General features: G+C 68.6%; 21 protein-coding genes. 5 read left to right on the top strand and 16 right to left on the bottom strand.

Annotated features, from left to right (window positions below):
* Positions 1-8 precede the first annotated feature (8 nt).
* The 3 genes from QE360_RS08200 (at position 9) to QE360_RS08210 (ending at position 4,621) form a co-directional block, all read left to right on the top strand.
* Entirely contained in the window at positions 9-821 is an 813-nt protein-coding gene (locus QE360_RS08200) for a ferredoxin--NADP reductase (protein WP_309697699.1), read from the top strand.
* A gap of 162 nt (positions 822-983) precedes the next feature.
* Entirely contained in the window at positions 984-3,833 is a 2,850-nt protein-coding gene (locus QE360_RS08205) for a TonB-dependent receptor (protein WP_309700689.1), read from the top strand.
* A gap of 311 nt (positions 3,834-4,144) precedes the next feature.
* Positions 4,145-4,621: a hypothetical protein gene (locus QE360_RS08210; RefSeq protein ID WP_309700690.1), complete on the top strand. Its 477-nt coding sequence runs from the start codon at positions 4,145-4,147 to the stop codon at positions 4,619-4,621.
* Between the two features lie 24 nt (positions 4,622-4,645).
* Here QE360_RS08210 and QE360_RS08215 read toward each other — a convergent pair whose 3' ends face one another.
* The 15 genes from QE360_RS08215 to QE360_RS08285 all read right to left on the bottom strand — a co-directional run bounded on the left by QE360_RS08215 (position 4,646) and on the right by QE360_RS08285 (position 18,905).
* Positions 4,646-4,939, bottom strand: coding sequence for a hypothetical protein (locus QE360_RS08215; protein WP_307104648.1), 294 nt, complete (start codon positions 4,937-4,939; stop codon positions 4,646-4,648).
* 2 nt (positions 4,940-4,941) lie between these two features.
* Positions 4,942-5,955, bottom strand: coding sequence for a chemotaxis protein CheB (locus tag QE360_RS08220; RefSeq protein ID WP_309700692.1), 1,014 nt, complete (start codon positions 5,953-5,955; stop codon positions 4,942-4,944).
* A gap of 50 nt (positions 5,956-6,005) precedes the next feature.
* Positions 6,006-6,449, bottom strand: coding sequence for a chemotaxis protein CheW (locus QE360_RS08225; RefSeq protein ID WP_307101021.1), 444 nt, complete (start codon positions 6,447-6,449; stop codon positions 6,006-6,008).
* Positions 6,450-6,474: 25 nt separating this feature from the next.
* Positions 6,475-6,852, bottom strand: a complete 378-nt coding sequence (locus QE360_RS08230) for a response regulator (RefSeq protein ID WP_056436364.1) — start codon at positions 6,850-6,852, stop codon at positions 6,475-6,477.
* 32 nt (positions 6,853-6,884) lie between these two features.
* The gene (locus QE360_RS08235) at positions 6,885-7,475 is read right to left on the bottom strand and encodes a chemotaxis protein CheD (RefSeq protein ID WP_309700695.1); all 591 of its coding nucleotides are present in this window, start codon (positions 7,473-7,475) and stop codon (positions 6,885-6,887) included.
* Between the two features lie 8 nt (positions 7,476-7,483).
* Positions 7,484-8,500, bottom strand: coding sequence for a chemotaxis response regulator protein-glutamate methylesterase (locus tag QE360_RS08240; RefSeq protein WP_307101016.1), 1,017 nt, complete (start codon positions 8,498-8,500; stop codon positions 7,484-7,486).
* Positions 8,500-9,357, bottom strand: coding sequence for a CheR family methyltransferase (locus QE360_RS08245; protein ID WP_309700697.1), 858 nt, complete (start codon positions 9,355-9,357; stop codon positions 8,500-8,502). Before QE360_RS08245 ends, QE360_RS08240 begins: the two co-directional genes overlap by 1 nt.
* Positions 9,354-11,549, bottom strand: a complete 2,196-nt coding sequence (locus QE360_RS08250; protein WP_309700699.1) for a chemotaxis protein CheA — start codon at positions 11,547-11,549, stop codon at positions 9,354-9,356. The genes QE360_RS08245 and QE360_RS08250 overlap by 4 nt, the downstream gene beginning before the upstream one ends.
* Positions 11,550-11,562: 13 nt before the next feature.
* Positions 11,563-11,832, bottom strand: a complete 270-nt coding sequence (locus tag QE360_RS08255; RefSeq protein ID WP_307101010.1) for a lipid asymmetry maintenance protein MlaB — start codon at positions 11,830-11,832, stop codon at positions 11,563-11,565.
* Between the two features lie 89 nt (positions 11,833-11,921).
* Positions 11,922-13,382, bottom strand: coding sequence for a methyl-accepting chemotaxis protein (locus QE360_RS08260; RefSeq protein ID WP_309700701.1), 1,461 nt, complete (start codon positions 13,380-13,382; stop codon positions 11,922-11,924).
* 159 nt (positions 13,383-13,541) lie between these two features.
* Positions 13,542-14,054 (bottom strand): lactoylglutathione lyase, encoded by a 513-nt coding sequence (gene gloA, locus QE360_RS08265; protein ID WP_309700703.1) that lies wholly within the window; start codon positions 14,052-14,054, stop codon positions 13,542-13,544.
* Positions 14,055-14,152: 98 nt separating this feature from the next.
* Positions 14,153-14,578 carry an organic hydroperoxide resistance protein gene (locus QE360_RS08270; protein WP_309697684.1) on the bottom strand — a complete coding sequence of 142 codons (426 nt, stop codon included), beginning with the start codon at positions 14,576-14,578 and terminating at the stop codon, positions 14,153-14,155.
* Between the two features lie 117 nt (positions 14,579-14,695).
* Entirely contained in the window at positions 14,696-16,081 is a 1,386-nt protein-coding gene (locus tag QE360_RS08275) for an efflux transporter outer membrane subunit (RefSeq protein ID WP_309700705.1), read from the bottom strand.
* Positions 16,078-17,256, bottom strand: a complete 1,179-nt coding sequence (locus QE360_RS08280) for an HlyD family secretion protein (protein WP_309700707.1) — start codon at positions 17,254-17,256, stop codon at positions 16,078-16,080. Before QE360_RS08280 ends, QE360_RS08275 begins: the two co-directional genes overlap by 4 nt.
* Positions 17,253-18,905 carry an MFS transporter gene (locus QE360_RS08285; protein WP_309700709.1) on the bottom strand — a complete coding sequence of 551 codons (1,653 nt, stop codon included), beginning with the start codon at positions 18,903-18,905 and terminating at the stop codon, positions 17,253-17,255. Before QE360_RS08285 ends, QE360_RS08280 begins: the two co-directional genes overlap by 4 nt.
* A 226-nt stretch (positions 18,906-19,131) precedes the next feature.
* On the opposite strand from QE360_RS08285, the gene QE360_RS08290 reads away from it, so the two are divergent.
* Positions 19,132-19,434: a helix-turn-helix transcriptional regulator gene (locus QE360_RS08290; RefSeq protein WP_307100995.1), complete on the top strand. Its 303-nt coding sequence runs from the start codon at positions 19,132-19,134 to the stop codon at positions 19,432-19,434.
* 6 nt (positions 19,435-19,440) lie between these two features.
* Complete coding sequence (locus tag QE360_RS08295; RefSeq protein WP_307100993.1) at positions 19,441-19,611, top strand: metallothionein; 171 nt, start codon at positions 19,441-19,443, stop codon at positions 19,609-19,611.
* A gap of 58 nt (positions 19,612-19,669) precedes the next feature.
* On the opposite strand, the gene QE360_RS08300 is transcribed toward QE360_RS08295, so the two are convergent.
* Positions 19,670-22,198 carry a PAS domain-containing protein gene (locus QE360_RS08300; protein WP_309700712.1) on the bottom strand — a complete coding sequence of 843 codons (2,529 nt, stop codon included), beginning with the start codon at positions 22,196-22,198 and terminating at the stop codon, positions 19,670-19,672.
* Between the last annotated feature and the right edge of the window lie 280 nt (positions 22,199-22,478).

Consider the following 22,478-nt stretch of genomic DNA (forward strand, 5'->3'; position numbering starts at 1 on the left):
TGCGTGGTTTGTCGACCGATACTGTTCTGCCCGAACTGACCCCGACCGCGGCGCTGAGCGTCGAGACGGTTCAGAGCGTCCATCACTGGAACGAGCATCTCTTCTCCTTCGCGATCTCGCGCCCCGACAGCTTCCGCTTCCGCTCGGGCGAATTCGTGATGATCGGGTTGCAGGGCGACAACGGCAAGCCGCTGCTCCGCGCCTATTCGGTCGCCAGCCCCTCCTATGACGAGAAGCTCGACTTCCTGTCGATCAAGGTCGAGGACGGCCCCCTGACCAGCAAGCTGCAGAAGGTGCAGCCGGGCGACCATATCTATCTGGGCCGCAAGCCCACCGGCACGCTGGTCGCCGATGCGCTGCTGCCCGGCAAGCGGCTGTTCATGCTGTCGACCGGCACGGGTCTGGCCCCCTTCCTGTCGGTCGCGCGCGATCCGGACATCTATGACATGTTCGACGAGGTGGTGATCGTCCACTCGGTCCGCCGGGTCAGCGACTTGGCCTTCCACGACGAGCTGGCGGGCAAGCTGGCCGAGGATCCCCTGGTGGGCGAAGTCGCGGCGGAGAAGTTCCATTACGTCCCGACCGTCACGCGCGAGCCGTTCCACACCACCGGCCGCATCGACGCGCTGATCGACGATGGCCGCTTGTTCGCCGGGCTGCCCAGCGCGCACGGCTTCAATCCCGAGACCGACCGGATCATGATGTGCGGCAGCATGGAGATGATCAAGTCGCTGGGCGCCAGGTTCGAGGCCATGGGTTTCCCCGAAGGCTCGAACGCGCAGCCGGGCGCCTATGTGATCGAAAAGGCATTTGCAGGCTGACCCGTTCCTCCCCGCAAGGGGAGGAATGACCATCGCTCCGCATCCCTGCGACATTTGTCGTCGCGGGCGGCACATTTGTGCGACATTTGCGTCCTAACGCCCAACGACAGGATTTGGGAAAAGGGCGAACGATGCGGCTTTGGGCGGGTTTGATGCTGGCGAGTGCCATGCCGGCGATCGCACAGGCGCAGGAGGCCCGCGACGCCGCAAGGCCCGACCGCCGCGACACCCGCCCCAGCCACTGGAAATGCGGCTACCGGAAATGCGGCCGCCGCCCCGGCCGCCACCGCTCCGCAGGCGGAGAAGCCTCAGGGCCGGACCTCGGGCGCCCAGGCCCCGCAGGCCGAGGCCGAAGAGGAGGAAGGCGGCGAGGGCGACGTCGTCGTCAACGGCCGCCGTCCACCGGGCACCGTGCCGGGCGACATCCCGCCCGACCAGCAGCTGAGCCCCGCCGACATCCGCAGCTATGGCGTGTCGAGCGTCGCCGACCTGCTGACCGAACTCGCGCCGCAGACGACCAGCGGGCGCGGCGGGTCGCCGGTGATCCTGCTCAACGGGCGGCGCATCGCGGGCTTTCAGGAGATTCGCGACCTGCCGACCGAGGCGATCCTGCGCGTCGACATCCTGCCCGAGGAAGTGTCGCTCAAATTCGGCTATCGCCCCGACCAGAAGGTCGTGAACTTCGTCCTGCGCCCGCGCTTCCGCTCGCTGGCGACCGAGGCGATCGCGCTGGCTCCGACCGAGGGCGGCTCGGCCCAGGGGCAGGGGCGGCTCGACTGGCTGGCCATCCGGCGCGACAAGCGGCTGAGCATCCATGCCGATTATCAGGAAACGTCGCGGCTGACCGAGGCCGAGCGCGATATCACCGCCCCGGCCAGCAACGCGGCGCTGGGCGGCAATCTGGTCAGCAGCGATCCGGCGCTGGTCGCGCTGACCGGCCGGACGCCCAGCGTGGTCGGCATCCCCACCGGGCTGAGTGCCGCGCCGACGCTGACGCAACTCGCGGCAAGCCCGACCAACAGCACCGACGTCACCCCCTATCGCACGCTGCAATCGGCGCAGCGCCAGTTCGGCGCGAACATCGTCTATGCGCGCAACATCTTCGACAAGGTCGCGGCCTCGTTCAACGCGCAGCTGGAGACGACGCAGAGCAACAGCTGGAACGGCCTGCCCTCGGCCAGCCTGACGCTGCCGGCGGGCAATCCCTACTCCCCGCTGTCGACCAATGCGACGATCAGCCGGTTGAGCGATGCCTATGGTCCGCTGGTCCAGGACAATACCGGCCTGACCGCGCATCTGGGCGCCGTGTTCAACGGCGATCTGGGCCGGTGGCGCTGGTCGCTGACCGGCGCCTATGACCGGACCGAAAGCCGTGTCGCCACCGACACCGGGCTGGACGTGACGGGGCTTCAGGCGCGGTTGAACGCGGGCGATCCGACCGCCAACCCCTTCGGGCCGCTCGACGGGCTGGGGCTGGCGGCGCGCAACTATGCGCGGTCGACCTCCTCGACCGGCGAGATCGACGCGCTGCTCAACGGCCGGGTCTTCGCACTGCCTGCGGGCGACGTGCAGGCCAGCGTCAAGCTGGGCGGCGAGACCAATGATTTCTCCAGCCGCTCGACCCGGTTCGGCACCGTCCAGACCGGCGAGGTGTCGCGAGACATCGTCAACGGGCAGGTCAATCTCGACTTCCCCATTGCCAATCGCGATCGCGGCATCCTGAGCGCGATCGGCGACTTGTCGCTGAACGTCAATGGCGGGGCGGATCATCTGTCGGACTTCGGCACGCTGACCACGGTCGGTTACGGCGCGAACTGGTCGCCGCTGGAGGGGGTGCGCTTCATCGCCTCCTGGACCGATCAGGAGGATGCGCCCACCCCGCAGCAGCTGGGCAATCCGACGATCACCACCCCCAATGTCCGGCTGTTCGACTATGTCAGCGGCACGACCGCGACGGTGACGTCGGTCAGCGGCGGCAACCCGGCGCTGGTCGCGGACAATCGCCATGTCATGAAGCTGGGCGCGACGGTGAAGCCGTGGAACGACCGCGACATCAACCTGACCGCCAATTATTTCCGCATTACGACCGACGATCCGATCGCGTCCTTCCCGACGCCCACCGCCGCGATCGAGGCGGCCTTTCCCGACCGGTTCACCCGCGATGCGGCGGGCAATCTGCTGCGCGTCGATTCGCGCCCGATCAACTTCGCGCGGACCGAGCGGTCGCAGCTGCGCTGGGGGATCAACTTCTCCAAGCCGATCAAGTCCAAGATCCAGAAGGAGCTGGAGGCGTTCCGCGCCGGGACCGGCCCCAATCCCTTTGCGGGGATGGCTTTCCCCGGCGCGCGCGGCGGCCCCGGCGGACCGGACGGTCCACGTGGTGAGGGGCCGGGCGGTGGACCGGGCGGCGGCCCCGGTGGTCCCGGAGGCCCCGGTGGTCCCGGTGGTGCCGGACCGGATCGCGGGCCGGGCGGCGGTGGCGGTTTTCGCGGAGGCGGCGGCGGCTTTGGCGGCGGTCGTGGCGGTGGCCGCGTGCAATTCGCGCTCTATCACACCTGGACCTTCGCCGACCGTGTCACCGTCGCCGATGGCGGCCCGGTCCTCGACCTGTTGCGCGGCGACGCGGTCGGGTCGAGCGGCGGCAGCTCGCGCCACCAGCTGGAGGCGCAGGCGGGCTATAACAACAACGGGCTGGGCCTGCGTTTCTCGGGCAACTGGCGCAGCGCGACGCGGGTCAATGGCGGCACGGCGGCCAATCCGCAGGCGCTCGACTTCGGCAGCCTGGCGACGGTCGATTTCCGCCTGTTCGCTGATCTGGGCCAGCGGCTCGATCTGGTCCGCGCGCATCCCTGGGTCCGGGGCATGCGGGTCAGCCTGTCGGTCGACAATCTGTTCAACCAGCGCCAGCGGGTGACCGATTCGACCGGCACGGTGCCGATCGGCTATCAGCCGGGCTATCTCGACCCGCTCGGGCGCACCGTCCGCCTGTCGGTGCGCAAGCTGTTCTTCTGACGTTTCAGCGGCACCGGCCCGCTCCCCCGTCCGGCCTCCCATCCAGGATATTCTGCGGGAGGCCGGGTGGGGGAGCGGGCCGGTGCCGCCCAAACCGCCTCCAACGCGTTTCCGACGGACTCCCCCGTGCCGATCGCTCCGAAGCGGGAGCAAATTGGCGCCTTTGCGGACAAGTTTCTGATTAACTTAGGACAGATTAGCTGACATCTTCCCGTTCATGAATTGCGGCACCGCGGCATAACCGGAATATATCGCGACGCGCCGCAAGGACGGTTTGGGGGATCGATGGAATGGGCTGGGGAATGCAGGTCATGAGCGACCGCTTCGATATCGGGGCGGAACCTGTGTCCGAGGGGATCGACGACAGGCTGCGGCGGATCCGTGCCGAGCTGGAGGCGGTGGAAACCCTGGTCCGCTCCGAGGCGGAGGCGCGCATCACGCCGGTCGAGATCGGGCGGGTGGTCCGCTCCGCGCGCGAGGGGATCGGGCGCTTCTTCGATTCGTCGCTGTTCGCCGATCCGGCGTTCGACATGCTGCTCTTCGTCTTTCTGGAGGAAGAGGAGGGGCGACAGGTGGAAACCAGCGCCTGTTATCGCGCCTCGGGCGTGCCGCGCACCACGGCGGTCCGCTGGATCAACATGCTGTTGTCGATGGGGATGTTCGAGAATGCGCCGCATCCGACCGATCGTCGGCTGACGCTGTTGAGCCTGAGCGAACAGGCCCGCACCGGGATGCAGCAATGGCTGGGCAGCATGCGCCCGCTGATCGAGCGTATGGCCGCGCGCTGATCGACCGGCGGATCGGGTAAGGGGTCAGGCGGCGCGCGCGGTCCGTTCGCGCAGGCGATCCGCCAGCGTTTCCAGCGTGACCCCCTCGATCCGCGCGGCGACCGGCGCGTCGGATCGCAGGATGTCGGCGATGGCGAGCTGGGTCTGGGTGATCCGGTCGACCGACTGGATGCTGACCATGTGGCGGCGCAGCGTGTCGCTGTCGCTGCCCAGGTCATAGGCCAGCTCGGCCAGGGAGCGGGTCAGGTCGACCAGCTCCTCGGCCAGCGCCAGCGCCAGCTCGCGCTCCATTCCCGGCATGGGATCGTGCGCGACCATGGTCACTTGCTACAGAGCTTGAGGATGTTGGCGGCGATCGCGTCGCCCGCGATCGGCTGCGACGCCATGCCCTTGGACAAGGTGAAGTCGGTGCCGTTGCGCCCGATGGCATAGGCCCCGCCCGCCATCATCGCGCGCAGGCCGGCCGCGCCGTCCTCGTCGTCCAGCGCGACCAGCACGCCCAGGCTGTTGCTCCCCGCCGCCTTGGCGACCGAGGCGAACAGCAGCGAGATCGAGGGGCGCTCGCCCGCCACCGGCTCGCGCGCGAGCAGGCGGATGTTGCCCTCGGGCCAGCTGTCCACGACCATGTGCGTCTCGCCCTGCGGCGCGAAATAGATGGTGCCCTGTTCCACCTTCATGCCGTCGGTCGCCTCGACGACCTTGGGCGCGATCTGTTCGCGCAGCTGCTCGATCATCGGACCGAGCAGGCCGGGGCTCATCTGCTGCACGACCAGGGTCGGCGGGCAGTTGGCGGGGAAGGTCTGGAACAGGTCGAACAGCGCCTGGGTGTTCGCCGCATCCGCGCCGATCGCCAGCAGGCGGCCGTTCCAGTGCATGTCGGCAGCGGGCGCCTTGCGCGCGGCGGCGAGCTTGCCCGCCTTGGCGCGCTTCAGATCGGCATTGCGCGCCGACTTGATCCGCTTGCCCAGCTTTCCGATGATGTCGTCCAGCTCGGCCTGCACCGCGACCTTGGGCTTGGGGAAACAGTCGATCGCGCCCAGCCGCAGCGCCTCGACCGATTCGGCGGCGCCCGCGGCGGTCCGGGTCGAGAACATGATGACCGGCATCGGCCGTTCCGTCATGATCTCGGCCAGATAGTCCAGCCCGCTCATGCCCGGCATCTCGACGTCGAGGGTCATCACCTCGGGTCGATACTGGTCGACCATCTTGCGCGCTTCCTGCGCACCGTCGGCCGCACCGACCACGGTCACGCCCTTGATCCGCTCCAGCGCGCCCGAGATCAGAACCCGCATCGTCAGCGAGTCGTCGACGACAAGAACCTTAACGTCCGCCATTACCCAATACCTTCCAACGGATCCGCCGCTATCATCCAGAAACCAGGGATTTATGCGGCTTCGGCGGTTAACGAAACGCTATCGGACAGGCGGTCGAGCGCCAGGATCAGGATCAGCCGCTGTTCGATCGTGGCCAGCCCTTCCAGATAATGCGCCGCCGTCGCCTCGCCCATGTCGGGCAGGGGCTGCATCGCCTCGGGCGGGATGGTCACGATGTCGTTGACCGCATCGACGATCAGGCCCTGAAGCTGCTCGCCGATCCGCACCACGATGATGACGTGCCGGGCGCTCGGATCGGTCACGCCCCAGCCCAGCCGGTGCCGCAGGTCGAGGACCGGCAGGACCACGCCGCGCAGGTTCACCACGCCGCGCACATGCGCGGGCACGTTGGGCAGCGGGGTCGCGGGCGACCAGGCGCGGATCTCGCGGATGGCCATGATGTCGACGCCCAGTATCTGGTCGCCGAGCTGGAAGGTGATGAGCTGACGCGACATGGTCGGGTTCCTCGGGATCAGGGGATCAGTGCAGCACGCGGCGGATGGCCGCGGCGAGCTTTTCGGGGTTGAAGGGCTTGACGATCCAGCCGGTCGCCCCCGCCTCGCGCGCGCGGGCCTTCTTCTCGTCGGAGCTTTCGGTGGTCAGCACCAGGATCGGCAGGTTGCGGTGGCCGGGCTGGCGGCGCAGCGCCTCGATCAGGCCGAAACCGTCCATGCGGGGCATGTTGATGTCGGTGATGACCAGATCGGGCGCGGTGTCGGCGGTGACTCCGTCCAGCGTGTCGAGCGCATGGACGCCGTCCTCGGCCTCGAGCACCCGATATCCCATATCGGTGAGCGCGGCGCGCAGAAGCATTCTCATGCTGGGCGAATCGTCCACGGTCATGATGAGTTGGGACACGAATGGGCCTTTCATGGAGGTATCGAGAGTCATCAGAAGAATTCCACGTCGCCGGTCGCGGCGGGTGGGGGTGGTGGAGCGGGGCGTGCGGCGCGCGGTGCCGGAACCGCCGTATCCGTCACATGGCGGCACCGGGCCAGGCCCAGCGCGGGGCGGAACTCGACGCGACGCGCGCTGATCCCGCCGACATCCTCGCCGACCAGCGCGATCCGCTCGTCCGCCAGGAAACGGCGGGCGAATTGCGCATTGGCGGTGCCGATGTCGCGGAACCCGTCGCGCATCATCGCCCCGCCGAACAGCCGGGCCTTCAGGCTGTGCCGCTGGGCGCCGAGCGCCATCATCGCGTTGATCAGAACTTCCATCGCATAGACGCCATAGCGCTGCATGGATTTAGGATCGGTTTCCGCGGCACCCGGTTCGGCGAGCAAAAAATGGTTCAGACCGCCGATCCCCGCGACCGGATCGTACAGGCAGGCCGAGATGCAGCTGCCCAGCACGGTGGTCAGCACGACCTCCTTGTCCTGGCTGACGCGGGTCTCTCCCTGGATCACGTTGATCCGGCGAAGACCGTCGCGATGCGCCAGCCGGGTGAACGGCGGCGGCGGCGGAAAGGACTGGGCCATGGCGACGATCACGCCCGGCACCGGTCGATCAGCGCGGGTGCGATACGCGTCAGCGTCAATTGCTTGGTCACCGCACCCACCTCCTGCGCGACGCCGGGCATGCCATAGACGACGCAGCTGTCACGGTCCTGGCCGACGGTGAAACAGCCCTTGCCGCGCATCGCGAGCAGGCCGTCGGCGCCGTCGCGGCCCATGCCGGTCAGGATCGCGCCGACCGCCTTGGTGCCGACATTCTTGGCGACGCTGTGGAACAGGCGGTCGACCGAGGGGCGGTGGCCGCTGGTCGGATCGTCGGGGATCAGGCGGGCGCGATACTGGCCCTCGGTGCCGCCGACCTCCATGTGATGGGTGCCGCCGGGCGCGAGATAGACATGGCCGGGCAGCAGCGGCTGGCCATGGCGCGCCTCGGCCACGGTCGGCTTGGACAGCCGGTCGAGCCGGGCGGCGAAGCTGGTCGTGAAGGTCGCGGGCATATGCTGCACGATGACGGTCGGCGGGCAGTTGGCGGGAAAGCCGCTCAGCACCTGGATCAGCGCCTCGACCCCGCCGGTCGACGCGCCGATCGCGATCAGCGAGCCGGGGATCGGCTTGAAATCGGCCATCGGCACCGGTGCGGCGGGCGTCATGTCGCGCACGCGGATGCGGCGGCTGCTCGCGGCGGCCTTGACGCTTTCGGCGATGCGCGGATCGACGCAGTTGGTCGCGGGCTTGGCGCAGCATTCGACCGCGCCCAGTTCCAGCGCGCGGATCGTGGTGTCCGCGCCCGCCTGGGTCAGCGTCGAGAGCATGACCACCGGCATCGGACGCAGCCGCATGACCCGCTCGAGGAAGTCGAGCCCGTTCATGTCGGGCATCTCGACGTCCAGCGTGATGACGTCCGGGTCCAGCGCCTTGATCATCTCGCGCGCCTGGTGCGGTCCGTTGGCCGCGCCGACCACTTCGATATCGGGGTCGCGGCTGAGCATCCCCGCGATCAAGGCGCGCATGGTGGGGGAGTCGTCGACAATCAATGTACGTACGGCCATCAGGATACTTTCTGGAAAGCGGTGCGACCGATGCAGTGAAAGCGCGCCGCTACTTCCGGCGGGATGCGTTCGGCGTGACCAATGTAGAGGATGCCGCCGTCGACCAGCTGGTCGGCAAAGCGGGCAAGCAGTTGGGCCTTGGTCGGTTCGTCGAAATAAATCATGACGTTGCGGCAGAAGATCACATCGAATGGCCGCCGCATCGGCCATTTGCGGAGCAGGTTGAGCTCGCGGAACGCGATCGGTTCGCGCAGTGCGGGCGACAATTCGTCCATCTCGCCCACCCGGCGGCACCAGGCCGATCGCATAGCGGCGGGCATGGCGCGCGTCGTGTCGAGCGGATAGCGGCCCGCGCGCGCGGTCGCGATGACGCTGGGCGACAGGTCGGTCGCCAGCACCCGGAAATCCTGCCGCGCCAGCTTGTCGGCGGCGCGGGTGTCGGTGCCCAGGATCGTCATCATCAGCGAATAGGGTTCCTCGCCGCTGGAACAGGCCGCCGACCAGACGCGCACGCGCCCGCCCGAGGCCAGCCGGTCGGCAAAGCCCGGCCAGAGCGATTCCCGGAAATGCTCGAAATGATGATTTTCGCGGAAGAAGGAGGTGTGGTTGGTGGTCAGCGCATCGACCGCGCGGGCCCGTTCCCCGGCATCGCTGGCAACCAGCGCCAGATAATCGGGGAAGGTCGACAGCCCGCAGGCGCGCAACCGCCGCGCGAGCCGCCCATAGATCAGCTTGGCCTTGGTATCGGGCAGCAGGATGCCCGATTCGGCATAGATCAGGTCCGCGATCGCGCGATGGTCGGCCGCCGAGAAGGCGAACTCCATCTCGCGTTCGGGAAGGGCGGCGAAGGCGTTCACGCGGCCAGGTCTTCGATGAAGGCGCCCGAGCTGCGCCCGTCGCGCCGCCAGCGGCCGATCAGCGCATCGACGTCGAGGATCAGCGCGACCCGGCCGTCGCCCAGGATGGTGGCGCCCGCCAGGCCATGGATGGCGCGGTAATTGGCCTCCAGGCTCTTCACGACGACCTGGCGCTGGTCCTGGATCGAATCGACCATCAGCACGGCCTGGCCCTGGTCGCTTTCGACCACGATCAGCACCGCATCCTCGGGCTGCCGCGTCGCGCCGCCCACGCCCAGCTGTTCGCCGACGCGGTGGACCGGGACATAGGTGCCGCGCACGTCGAGCAGCGGCGACTGGCCGCCGACGAAATGCACCTCGTCCACACCGGGACGCAGGCTCTCGACGATATGGGTCAGCGGGATGACGAAGGTCTGGTCGCCGACGGTGACGATCATGCCGTCCAGCACCGCCAGCGTCAGCGGCAGGCTGAGCGAGAAGCTCGACCCCTTGCCCAGTTCGGACTGGATGCCGATGCGCCCGCCCAGCGCCTGGATGTTCTTGCGCACCACGTCCATGCCGACGCCGCGCCCGGAAATGTTGGAGACGACGGCGGCGGTCGAGAAGCCGGGGGCGAAGATCAGATTGTCGATCTCTTCCTCGGACAGCTGCGCGTCGGGGGCGATGATGCCGCGCTCGATCGCCTTGGCCTTGACCCGCGCGCGGTCGATGCCGCGCCCGTCATCGGCCACCGTGATGACGATCCGGCCCGACTGGTGCGCGGCCGACAGCGTGACCACGCCCTCGCTGTCCTTGCCCAGCGCCTTGCGGTCCGCCGGGGTTTCCAGGCCATGGTCGACGGCGTTGCGGATCAGATGGGTCAGCGGCTCGCCGATGCGCTCGACCACGGTCTTGTCGACCTCGGTCATCTCGCCCTCCACCTCCAGGCGGACGCGCTTGCCGGTTTCGACTTCGAGTTCGCGGATGATGCGCGGCACGCGGCTGAACACCGTCTTCATCGGCTGCGCGCGGATCGCCATGGTCGAGTCCTGAAGCTCGCGCGTCAGGTGGTCGAGGTCGGACAGCTCGGAGATCGAACCCATGTCGTTCTCGGACAGGCGCTGCGCCAGCATCGCCTGGGTAATGACCAGCTCGCCGACCAGATTGACCAGCCGGTCCAGCTTGTCGAGATCGACGCGGATCGTCTGTGCGGCGGCGGCGGCGACGCGCGGGCTGTTGGCGGCCTCGGTCACCGACACGACGGGGGCGGCCTCGGGCGGCGGCGGGGCGGCGGGGGCGGCGACCACCACCGGCGCGGCGGGTTCGATCACGACCGGCTTTGCGGGGGCGGCTGCCTCGACCGGGGCGATGGGGAGCGGTTCGGGCTCGGCCACGGGTTCGGCGACCGCTTCGGGTTCGGTGGATACGGCGTCGCTGCGGGTGACGGTCAGGCGGCATTGCGGATCGGCGAAGTCGAACACCGCGCGGATGTCGTCCTCGTCGATCGCGCCGGGCAGCGCCATGGTGACGCCGATATAGGCGCGCTCGGCATCCATTCCGTCGAGCAGCGGCAGCTCGGACAGGTCGGCGGACAGGGTGCGGCCGCCCATGCGCGCCAGTTCGCGCAGCGCGAGCATCGGCTCGGCCCCGTGATCGAAGGCGCGCGGGCCGGGATAGACGGTGACGATCCACTCGGGGGCGGCCGCCTCGACCGGGGCGACGGGCTCCTCCAGCATCGCGAACAGCGCGTCGAAATCGTCCAGCGCGGCGGCGGCGGCGGGCGACTCGGGGGCGGCGGCCGGCTCGATCACCGGCTCGGCCGCGCTGCTGGCGATCTCGCCCTTTGCGGCGGCGTCCAGCCGTTCCAGCATCGCCTCGTCGGCGGGGACGCCGCCCTCGCCGCGCGCGGCGGCGACATGGTCGGCCAGCGTGTCGAACGCGGCGACGATCAGGTCGATCAGCGACTCGCCCAGCGGCAGGGTGCCGTTGCGGATCAGGTCGAGCACCGTCTCGTAATGGTGCGAGAAATGCTGGAGGCGTTCATGCCCGAAGGCGCCCGCGCCGCCCTTGATCGAGTGGACCGCGCGAAAGACGGTGTTGATCGTCTCGTCGTCGTGACGGCCGCGCTTCAGATCGGCAAAGGCGGTTTCCAGCGCGCCGAGGCCTTCTTCGCATTCCTGGAAGAAGATCTGCTGGATCTCATCGAGATTCATCGAGTCGGGCCTTTCAGGCAGCGGCGACGAGGGTGTCGAGCCCCGCCAGTGCGATCATCGAAGCCAGCGCTTCGGAGGGGTTCTGGAGTTCGAAGTCGGTCCGGATCGAGGCCGCCATCGCCTGCGCGCTGGCCAGCACCTGGAGACAGGCCTGCCCCGCCTGGGTCACCTGCGCGCCGTCGAGCGCGATGGCATCGCCCGATGCGATCAGATCGAGCAGCGCCTGGCGCAACGGGGCGGCGGCGGTGGTGTCGAGCACGGGGGCGAGGGACAGAGCGGTCACGGGAAGACTCCAGACGCGGGGTTCGATGACAGAATGGATCAGAGGTCGTTAAAAAAGCGTGGGTTGCGCCATATTCAGGCGCGCGCCGGTCAGAACTCGGTCCAGTCGTCCTCGTTGACCGCCAGCGCGGCATTGCCGGTGGACGGGGCGGACGTGCGCGCCGTCTGGACGATGCGGCGTCCGGCGGCGGCGGCGCGTTCCTGCATCTGGTGGACCGGCTGGGGTTGCGGCTGCGGCCGGGGCGCGGGCGCCGGGGCGGCAAAGCCTTCGCCCGAATGGGCATTGACCCGGAAGCGCGCGATCTCGCGGGCCAGGCTGTCGGCCTCGACCGCCAGCGAGCGGGCGGCGGCGGTCGCCTGTTCGACCATCGCGGCATTCTGCTGGGTCACGCCGTCCATCGCGGACACGGCGATGTTGACCTCCTGCAGCCCGTTGGCCTGTTTTTCCGCCGACCCGGCGATATTCTCGACCAGCGTGCTGATCTCGGCGATCTGGCCGATGATCCGCTCCAGCGCCTTGCCGGTCTCGCTGACCAGGCTGACGCCCGCCTCGACCTGTTCGGAGCTGGCGAGGATGCGCGACTTCACGTCCTTGGCCGCGTCGGCCGAACGCTGCGCCAGCGCGCGGACTTCCGATGCGACGACCGCGAAGCCCTTGCCCGCGTCCCCGGCCCGCGCGGCCTCGACCCCGGCGTTCAGCGCCAGCAGGTTGGTCTGGAAGGCGATGCCGTCGATGACGCTGATGATTTCGGAGATTTCGCTCGACGCGCGTTCGATCCCGGCCATGGCCTCGACCGCGCGGCGGACGACGGCCCCCGATTGTTCGGCCTCGACGCGGGCATCGGCGACGGCGCGGTTGGCACGGGTGGCGCCCTCCGCGGTCTGGCGGACGGTCGAGTTGATCTCGTCCATCGCGGCGGCGGTTTCCTCCAGGCTTGCGGCCTGCTGCTCGGTGCGCTGCGACAGGTCGTCGGAGGCCTGGCGGATGTCGCTGGCGCCCGAATTGATGCCATGGGTGGCCACCGTCACCGCGCTCATCGCGCGCGACAGCGCCTCGACCGCGCGGTTGAAGTCGCTGCGCAGCCGTTCGTAATCGGCGGGGAAGGGCGCCTGGATCGCCACGGTCAGATTGCCCTCGGCCAGCTCGCCCAGCCCCTTGCCCAGCGCGCCGACGACGATCTGCTGCGCCTCGGCGGCCTGCTGGACATTGGCGGCATTGCGCTGGAAGACCTGCATGGCCTTGGCAATCCGCCCGATGCAGTCGCGGTAATCGGTGTACCGGATCTCGCGATGGACATCGCCCGCAGCCAGCGCCTCCATGGCGACGACCGAGCCGACATAGGGGTCGCAGATCAGCTTGCGGCTGATCCGCATCACCAGGATCGATGCGGCCAGCGCCAAAGTCGCGGCGATGACGGGCAGCGTGAGCGAAAAGCCGCCATTCGCCGCGATGGTCGCGCCCAGCCCGACGGCACCAAGCCCGCCATAGACAATGGTCAGCACGTCGAACTTCAGACGGATCGGCGCCGTCTTTTCAAACCAGGACAACATCGGGGTACACCCTCCAAAAACTCATGCGCAGGGAGCTGCGCCTGGGGTACGGAGGATAGGGGCCCTGTCCCGGCTCCTCCGGCCTATATGGCCATATTGGACAGGACCGGTAAAAATCCCGTTTCGATATGGTCAGTAAAGCCGGAGCAATCCGCGCTATTATTGATTAGGATCAAGAGTTCCCGTCATTCCGGATGCAGAAAGGATTTCGATCCAATAGCCATCGGGATCGGTGATGAAGGCGATATCCTTCATCTTGCCGTCCTGGGGACGCTTCTTGAACGTTACGCCCAGCGACTCGAATCGTGCACAGGCCTGGGCGACATCGGCAACGCTGATCCCGATATGGCCGAAGCCGCGCGGTTCGGCATTGCCGTCATGATAGCCCTGGAACGCCGCGTCCGACTCGGTTCCCCAATTATGCGTCAGCTCGAGCGTCGTCTCGCGGTTGAAGATGAAACGCGCGCGCTCGGCGGGGTCCTCGGGGACGGTTTCGCCATCGGCCAGATAGGCCAGGAAATAGAGCGAGAAGCGCATCTCCTCGAAATCGAGCTGCTGCAACAGGGTCATGCCCAGCACGTCCCGGTAGAAGGCGAGCGAGGGCTTGGGATCGCGGATGCGCAGCATCGTCTGGTTGAGCGTGAAGGATTCGGTGCCGGCGGGGCGTGGCATGGTTGGTCCTTGTCGAAAGGGGCCGAGAGGGAAGGGCGAAACGACCAAGGCCCCCGCCACCGGGGCGAAGGGCCTTGGGATAGAGATGGCGAACGGGCTCAGGCGAGGGTCAGGCCGACATCCACATTGCCGCGGGTCGCGTTGGAATAGGGGCAGACCTGATGCGCGGCGTGCATCAGCCGCTCGCCATCGGCGGGCTCGACGCCGGGCAGGTTGACGAGCAGGTCGACGGTGATGCCGTAGCCGCCTTCCTCGCGCGGGCCGAAGCCGACCTCGGCGGTGACGGTGGCATCCTGCGGCACCTTGACGCCTTCCTTGCCCGAAACCGCCTTCATCGCGCCCAGGAAACAGGCCGAGTATCCGGCGGCGAACAGCTTTTCCGGATTGGCGCCATCGCCGCCCGGACCGCCCATTTCCTTGGGGACCACCAGCTTGACGTCGACCGATCCGTCCTCCGACCGCGCCGCGCCGTCGCGGCCGCCGGTGGCCGTCGCCCTGGTCTTGTAGATCACATTCACGCCCATATCGGATCTCCCATTGGTCCATCGGTTCGCGGCATTAGCGCGCCACGCCGACCTGCGTTCCATGACCGATCATGACCCGCGAAACCGATGGCGGCAACCGCGCACAGGCCCCGGCCCCTATTGCCGGGTCGCACGGATCGCCGCGTCCGACCAGCCGCCGCCCATCGCCTGATACAACGTAATATAGGCGGTCAGCTGGCTGGCCTGCGCCTCGGCCAGCGCCAGTTCGGCGTTCAGCAGCCCGCGCTGTGCATCCAGCTGTTCCAGATAGGAGGAATAGCCCGCGCGGTAGCGGTTGGAGGCGATGCGAAGCGCGTCCGCCAGCGCGGCCCGCTGTCCGGCGAGCGCCGCCGCCTGCTCGCCGGATCGGCGGACCGAGGCGAGGCTGTCGTCCACCTCGCGAAACGCGGTCAGCGCGGTGCGGCGATAGGCGAAGGCGGCCTGGTCGCGCCGCGCGGCGCTGGCATCCGCCTGGGCGCGCAGTCGGCCTGCGTCGAAGATCGGGGCGAGCACGCTGCCCCCGATCGAGAAGATCGTCACCGGATCGGCCAGCGCGCTGGACAGCACCACCCCCGCCGTGCCCGTCAGCCCCAGGCTGGGCAGCATCGCCGCGCGCGCACTGTCGAGCGAGCGGTCGGCGGCGACCAGCGCCTGCTCGGCCTGGAACAGGTCGGGGCGGCGGCGCAGCAGGTCGGCGGGCAGCCCGTCGGGAATGGCGGGGCGGACCAGCCGGTCGATCGCCAGCCCGCGCGGGATCGGCCCCGGCGTACCGCCGACCAGCACGCTCAGCGCATTTTCCTGACGCGTGACGGCCAGCCGCGCGGCGGCGACCAACTGTTGGGTCGAGCGAAACTCGCCCTCGGCCTGCCGTAGTTCGAGGTTGGAGGTATAGCCGGTCGTCGCCCGCCGCCGCGCGATGCGCAGCGCCTCGGTCCGCGCGTCCAGCGTCTCCTCGGCGATGTGCAGCCGGTGGTCGAGCGCGCGTAAGGAGACATAGCCGCTGGCCACCCCGGCGGCGAGCGCCAGCCGCACCGTGTCGCGTGCCGCCTCGGTCGCCAGCAACTGCGCGCGTGCGGCGGCGCGGGCGCTCCGCAACCGGCCGAACAGGTCGAAGTCATAGCTGGCCTGGACCAGCGGCTGCGCGCCGAACTGGTCGAGCCCGGTGCCGAAGGCGGTGACGCTGCGTCCCTCGCTCAGCGGGAGGCCCGCCGTGACGTTGGGCGACAACTGCGCGCGCGCCAGTCGTTCCTGCGCGCGCGCCTCCTCGACCCGCGCGGCGGCGCTGCCCAGATCGGGGCTGTCGGCCAGCGCGCGGGCGACGAGCGCGGTCAGCTGCGGGTCGCCGAACGCCTGCCACCAGTCCGCCGCGATCGGGCTGCCGGGGCCGAGCGCGGTGCGCCAGGCGGGCGGCGGCACCACCGCGCTGGTCGCCGGGGCCTCGGGACGCGGGCCGATACAGGCGGTCAGCATCAACGTGGCGGCGAGGGGCAGCGCGGCCCTCATCGCACCACCGGCCCGCCCGACGTGTCGACCCGCGCCTGTACCGACATGCCGGGGCGGAGGCGCTGGCTGAGCGGCTGGCCCGGATCGACGCGGATGCGCACCGCGATACGCTGCGGCACCTTGGTGAAGTTGCCGGTGGCATTGTCCGACTTCAGGACCGCGAATTCGGAACCGGCGGCGGGCGAGATGCGCTCGACATGGCCGGTCAGCCGCGCATTGTTCAGCCCGTCCACGGTGAAGCTGGCGGGCTGTCCGACCGCCATGCGCGCGGTCTGGCCTTCCTTGAAGTTGGCGATGACCCAGGTTTCGGGGGGCACCAGGAACATCAGCTGCGACCCCGCCGTCACATATTGGCCCAGCCGGACGCCGACTTCGGACAGGCGGCCATTCTCGGGCGCGCGGATGACGGTGTTGGCAAGGTCGATCTGCGCCAGCCGGAGCGCGGCCTCGGCGCCCGAGACGCCTGCCTGCTGCCCGCCGCGCCCGACCACGACGGTGCGCACATCCTGTTGCGCGATGGCGCGCGCCGCCTGCGCCTGGCGCAACCCGGCCTGGGCCTGCCGCAGCGCCGCCAGCGTCTGGTCGCGTTCGCGCAAGGAGACCGATCCGTCGGTGACGAGATCGTTGACCCGCGCCATGTCCGCCTGCGCGCGCATCAGCTGCGCCTCGGCATTGGCGACGGCGGCGTCCTGCGCCGACAGGCTGGCGACCCGCGACGCCTGGGCCTGGCGGCTATTGGCCAGCGTCGCCGCCTGCGCCGCGACCTGCGCCCGCGCCTGGTCGACCCGCTGGCGATAGATGCGGTCGTCGATCCGCACCAGCGGCTGGCCCGCGCGCACCGTCTCGAAATCCTTGACCAGCACGGCGGTGACATAGCCACTGACCTGCGGCGCGATCACGGTGGTGCGGCCGCGGACATAGGCATTGTCGGTCGCCTGGGTGTCGGTCGCGAAGGGCGGCAGCCGCCACGCCGCCAGCACCGCCGCGACGCCGCCGATGACCAGCAGCGCGATCAGCGCGCGCGAACGCCATCCGCCCGAAGGCGGCCGCCAGGCGGACGAGGGGGGCGGAGCGGGCGGGGACACGGGCGCCGGGGCGGGGGGCGGCACCCCGGCCTCGGCAGCGGCCTGCTCGGTCATGGGGGTGGGCGATACGGGCGAGCGGGTGTCGGTCATGGCTGTCCCCTGGCCGCGACGCGGGCGCGGCGGGCGCGCCGCCAGGTCAGCAGCGCGAGGAAGAGGGTGACGGCGGCCGCCAGCGCGGCGACCAGCCGGAAGACGTCGTTATAGGCACGGATATTGGCCTCGCGCGTGGCCGCCTGCGACAGCAGCGCGGCGCCCTCGGCACGGGCGAGCGTCGGGTCGCCGACCACCCCCGACACACGCGCGCCGCCCGCCGCGATACGCTGCGTCACCTGCGGGTCGGTGGGGTCGATATTCTGGACGATGGCGGCGCTGTGCGCCTTTTCGCGGATGGTCTGATAGGTCCCGAGCAGCGCGGTGCCGCCCAGGCTGCCGACCGAATTGAGCATCCCGAACAGCGCGATGAAGCTGATGACATGGCCCGCCCCCTGTTGCAGCGCGCGGGTCATGCCGAAGAGCAGCGACGGGCCGAGGAAGAAGGTCGTCGAAAAGGCGATCAGCGCCTGCGTCGCGTAGAGCTCGGGCGCGCGGGTCAGATTGGTCGAGAAGCTGTCGGCAAAGGCGGCGATGGCGACCAGTCCGATCGCGAACATGATCGGATGGGTCAGCCGCGTCACGTCCAGCGTCACCGCGCTCGCCACCACGCCCGCGACCGAGGCGACAAAGACGATGGTGAACAGCGTCCGGAACTGGTCGTTATTCTGGCCCAGCGTGGTCAGCAGCCCGACCGCGCCGTAATTCTGTTCGGACAGGACGATCCGCGCCATCAGCGTGACGATGGCGAAGCGGATGATGTCCATCGATCCCAGCCAGCGCGTGTTGAGCAGCGGATTGGTGCGGTGATGCTCGATCCACAGCGCGGCGGCGAGCAGCGGGATGGCGAAGGCCAGCGCCCAGCCGATCCAGGCCGCCTGCGTCCACCAGACCAGCCGCCCCTGGCCCAGCACCGCGCAGAACAGCCCGATGGCGGGCGCATAGAGCGCGAAGGTCAGGAAATCGAGCGGCTCGAACGCCTTGACCCTTTGGGTGGGCGGCAGGCGCAAGCCGATGATCGCCGCCAGGCTGACCGCCGCCAGCCCGAACTCGAAGAGATAGAGCGTCCGCCACTGCGACATGGCGAGCAGCTCGGGCGAGAAGAGCCGCGCCAGCGGCGTCGCGCATTGCGGCACGCCGATGCCCAGCACAATCGCCTTCAACCGCCATTTCGCGGGCAGTGCCTGCATCATGTAATAGAGGCCCAGCGACGACAGCGCCGCCGCCGCCATGCCGCTGGCCGCGCGCACCGCGATCGCGGTCGAAAAGTCGCGCACGAACAGATGCCCGAAGGCCAGGATGGTATAGAGCCCCGCGAACAGCAGCGCGAAGGGACGCAGGCCGAATTGCTGGCGGAACTTGATGAGCAAAAGGTTGATCGACGCGTTGGTCATCACATAGACGATGGGCAGCCACGCGATCTCGGTCGGGTCCAGCCCCAATGCGCCCTGCAATTGCAGGGTGTTGACCGACACAAGCGCATTGCCCAGCCCGCCGGTCAGTCCGATCAGCACCGCGATCAGGCCATAGGCGATGCGGCGCCGGTTGGGGTGGCTGAAATTGCCGGGCGATCCGGGAATGGTCGGCCGTTCATGGGGCGCGAAGGACCATTCCTCCTCGCTCCAGAATTGCCGAAACCGTGATGCCATCCCCGTCCTTTCGCGCCCCCGATCTTTCGGACCCGGCCCCCCAACGCGCAACGTATCGAATCGGGTGCAGAACGAAAACCGCGCCCGGCCAAGCGTCCATGCCGGGGCGGACCCGCACCCGGATTTACGAACAGCCTGTGTTCCATGGGAAATGCTTGCCAAGCCGCACGCTTGACATCAGTATTGATGTATATATATTAGGATGTGTTCATATGTTGATGTTTGCATGACACCGGATGAAGGCGTTTTGCTCGCCGACGTGTTCCGCCTGCTGGGCGAACCCAACCGGCTTCGGCTGGTGGTGGGATGCCTGGACGGTCCGCGTACGGTCGGCGATCTGACCGAGGAAGTGGGGATCAGCCAGAGCCTGGTCTCGCAGCATCTGCGGCTGCTGCGGGCCGGACGGTTGCTCAAGCAGAGCCGTCAGGGCCGGAACGTGTTCTACGAACTGCCCGACTGCCATATCCGCACCATGCTGACCAACATGATGGACCATGTACTCGAACCCGATCACGCCCTTGAGGAGTAAGTCGAAATGACCGTTACCGTCGAACAAGTGAAGTGCGCCTGCACCGACTGCGTCTGCATCGTCAGCGTCGGCAAGGCCGTCGAGGCCGAAGGCCGCACCTTCTGCAGCGATGCCTGCGCGCAGCATCATTCGGGCGGTACCGGCTGCGACCATGCCGGTTGCGCCTGCCACGGCTGACCGGATCGGAGCCGGGTGATCGTGCATCCGGCTCCATCTCCCCCCTCGCGGCCTTCGCCTACCCGTCCAGCATCGCCCGGATGCGCGCCGCCAGATCGGCGAAGTCGAACGGCTTGGTGATCAGCGCGACACCCGCGTCCAGCCGCCCGCCATGGACGATCACGTCGCGGGCATAGCCGGTGGTGAACAGCACCTTCAGATCGGGGTGGAGCGAGCGCGCCGCCGACGCCAGGTCGGCGCCCGTCATCCCGCCGGGCAGCACCACATCGGAAAACAGCAGCGCGATCCGCGACGCCTCCGGCGCGTCGAGCAGCGCCAGCGCGGAGCCGCCATCCTCCGCCTCCAACACGTCATAGCCCAGTTCGCGCAACGCCTCGGTCGAATAGGCGCGGACATCGGGATCGTCCTCGACCACCAGGATCGTCTCGGACCCCCGGTCGGGGCGGATGGCGGGGGCGGGCGGCGCATCGACCGACGCCACATCGCCACAGAAACGCGGCAGGAACAGCGAGACGCAGGTGCCCTGGCCGGGTCGTGATTCGATCTGCACCTGACCGCCCGACTGTTTGGCGAAGCCATAGACCATCGACAGGCCCAGCCCGGTGCCCTTGCCCACCTCCTTGGTGGTGAAGAACGGCTCGAACACGCGGCCCAGCGTCGCGCGGTCCATGCCGATGCCGGTGTCGCTGACGTCGATCGCGACATAATCGCCCGGATCGGTGGGATAGGGGACCGGCCCCGCGACCATCGACGTCATCCCGTCCAGCGTGGCGTTGCGCAGCGTGATCGACAGGGTGCCGCCATGCGGCATCGCGTCGCGCGCATTGACCGCCAGGTTCAGGATCGCGCTTTCCAGCTGGTTGGTGTCGGCCTCGGCGGGCCAGAGGTCGGGCGCGGCCTCGATCACCAGCGACACCTGTTCGCCCAGCGTCCGGGTCAGCAGGTCGGACAGCCCGTCGACCAGCCGGACCGCGTCGACCGATTGCGGCGCCAGCGGTTGCCGCCGCGAAAAGGCAAGCAACCGCTGGGTCAGCGTCGCGGCCCGCTTCGCGCCGGTCATCGCATTGGTTGCCGCCCGCCTGGCGCGGGGATGCTCGTCGATCGGCAGGAAGCGGTCGAGCATCTCCAGATTGCCGACCACCACCTGCAGCAGGTTGTTGAAGTCGTGCGCGATGCCGCCGGTCAGCTGGCCGACCGCCTCCATCTTCTGGCTCTGGCGCAGCTGCGCCTCCATATCGGCCAGCCTTTCCTGCGCGGCCAGCCGCTCGGATACGTCGGTGGCGAACTGATAGGCTCCGATCGGCGTGCCGTCGGCCGCGATCAGCGGGCTGAAGCGCAGCTCGTAATGCCGCCGCTCGCCGGCCATGTCCTCCAGCGCCTGGATGACCGAGAAATCCTCGCCCGCCAGCGCGCGGGTCCAATAGTCGCGCATGATCGACAGGATTTCGGGACGCGCGGCCATCGCATCGCTCTTGTTCTGGCCGATCTGCGGGCGGGTGCCGAAGATGCGCTCCAGATCCTCGGCGGCGGCGCGGTTGATCGCCAGATAGCGGTGGTCGAACCCCAGCACCTGGACCATCGTGCCAGTCGAATCGATGATGTCGGCGAACAGCTTGCGCTCGGCCAGCGCCTCGACCACGCGGCGTTCCAGCACGGCGTTGACGTCGCGCAGCGTCGCCTCCGCGCGGCGGCGTTCGTCGGTGTCGAACACCGATCCGACCATGCCCATATAGGTGCCGTCGTCGTCGATCCGGGGAATGGCGGTGACCATCGCCCAGCGATGTTCGCCATCGGCGCGGAGCAGGCGGAATTCCAGGCTGAACGCGGTCCGATCCCGCGTCGCGTTGCGGAACGCCCCCTCCACCGCCGCGCGGTCGTCGGGATGCAGCGCCTTCAGCCACTGAAAGTCCAGGCCCTGCTCGACCGCCAGACCCGTCTGGGCGGTCCAGGCACGGTTGACATAGATGCAATGACCCTCGGCATCGGTCAGCCACATGATGATCGGGGCATGATCCGCCACGTTGCGGAACCGCCCCTCGCTCTCGCGCGCGGCGGCGCTGGCGGCCTCGCGCTCCTGGCGGTCGCGCATCCGCGTGCTGCTGTCGATCAGGGTCGCCATGATGCCCGCAGGGGCCCCGTCCTCGTCGGGGATCGGGATATAGTCGAGGTCCAGCCAATGCTGTTCGGGCGCGTCCCGATGACCCAGCAGCATCGCCTGGTCGCGAAAGGCCAGCGCCCGGCCGCTCAGGCCCGCCGCGACGACCTCCGCATGGAAGGACGACGACTCGGGCCAGGCCTGGATCAGCGGGCTGCCCAGGATCGCCGGATGCCGGTCGCCCGCCATTTCGGCATAGCCGGCATTGTAGAGCAGGATCGCCTCCGGCCCCCAGATCGTCGCCATCGGGATGGTGGAGGCCAGCATGATGCCGATCGCGGTCCGGCGGCTTTGCGGCCATGCGGCGATCGGCCCCAACGGGGTGGCGGCCCAGTCGAATGTCGCGATCAGCCGCCCCATCTCGCCATTCCGCGCCAGAACAGCGGCGAATCCAGCGGGAATGTCGATGGGGTGATAGGCAGTCGCGACCATGCTCTGTCCACCTCCCTCCATAGACAATGCAATAGCCGCTGTAGCGTTGCTTTTGCACGAGGAACAGAGGGATTGCCGATATCTTGCCCTGTGTGGATGTAATTTATCCGGGGACTTCGCAAAGCATTTTCCGACCCCCTTGTTTTTCGGTCGCGGCGCCGATTACGCTTGGCCGCGAAAGCCGGGGGCGCTCCGGGGTCGCGTCGCCCCCGTGCCACACTTTGTCATGGACCCGATAGGCATCTGCCATGTTCGACTGCTAAAGGTCGGTCAAAATAGG

Origin of the sequence: Sphingomonas sp. SORGH_AS_0789, from assembly GCF_031453055.1 — a bacterium.
Lineage (GTDB): Bacteria > Pseudomonadota > Alphaproteobacteria > Sphingomonadales > Sphingomonadaceae > Sphingomonas.

Bases quoted from the DNA above. Each gene is read 5' to 3' on its own strand.
- QE360_RS08210 (WP_309700690.1), top strand. From the start codon at position 4,145: ATGAGCGACCGCTTCGATATCGGGGCGGAACCTGTGTCCGAGGGGATC.
- QE360_RS08215 (WP_307104648.1), bottom strand. From the start codon at position 4,939: ATGGTCGCGCACGATCCCATGCCGGGAATGGAGCGCGAGCTGGCGCTG.
- QE360_RS08220 (WP_309700692.1), bottom strand. From the start codon at position 5,955: ATGGCGGACGTTAAGGTTCTTGTCGTCGACGACTCGCTGACGATGCGG.
- QE360_RS08225 (WP_307101021.1), bottom strand. From the start codon at position 6,449: ATGTCGCGTCAGCTCATCACCTTCCAGCTCGGCGACCAGATACTGGGC.
- QE360_RS08235 (WP_309700695.1), bottom strand. From the start codon at position 7,475: ATGGCCCAGTCCTTTCCGCCGCCGCCGCCGTTCACCCGGCTGGCGCAT.
- QE360_RS08240 (WP_307101016.1), bottom strand. From the start codon at position 8,500: ATGGCCGTACGTACATTGATTGTCGACGACTCCCCCACCATGCGCGCC.
- QE360_RS08250 (WP_309700699.1), bottom strand. From the start codon at position 11,549: ATGAATCTCGATGAGATCCAGCAGATCTTCTTCCAGGAATGCGAAGAA.
- QE360_RS08260 (WP_309700701.1), bottom strand. From the start codon at position 13,382: ATGTTGTCCTGGTTTGAAAAGACGGCGCCGATCCGTCTGAAGTTCGAC.
- gloA (WP_309700703.1), bottom strand. From the start codon at position 14,054: ATGCCACGCCCCGCCGGCACCGAATCCTTCACGCTCAACCAGACGATG.
- QE360_RS08270 (WP_309697684.1), bottom strand. From the start codon at position 14,578: ATGGGCGTGAATGTGATCTACAAGACCAGGGCGACGGCCACCGGCGGC.
- QE360_RS08275 (WP_309700705.1), bottom strand. From the start codon at position 16,081: ATGAGGGCCGCGCTGCCCCTCGCCGCCACGTTGATGCTGACCGCCTGT.
- QE360_RS08280 (WP_309700707.1), bottom strand. From the start codon at position 17,256: ATGACCGACACCCGCTCGCCCGTATCGCCCACCCCCATGACCGAGCAG.
- QE360_RS08285 (WP_309700709.1), bottom strand. From the start codon at position 18,905: ATGGCATCACGGTTTCGGCAATTCTGGAGCGAGGAGGAATGGTCCTTC.
- QE360_RS08290 (WP_307100995.1), top strand. From the start codon at position 19,132: ATGACACCGGATGAAGGCGTTTTGCTCGCCGACGTGTTCCGCCTGCTG.
- QE360_RS08295 (WP_307100993.1), top strand. From the start codon at position 19,441: ATGACCGTTACCGTCGAACAAGTGAAGTGCGCCTGCACCGACTGCGTC.
- QE360_RS08300 (WP_309700712.1), bottom strand. From the start codon at position 22,198: ATGGTCGCGACTGCCTATCACCCCATCGACATTCCCGCTGGATTCGCC.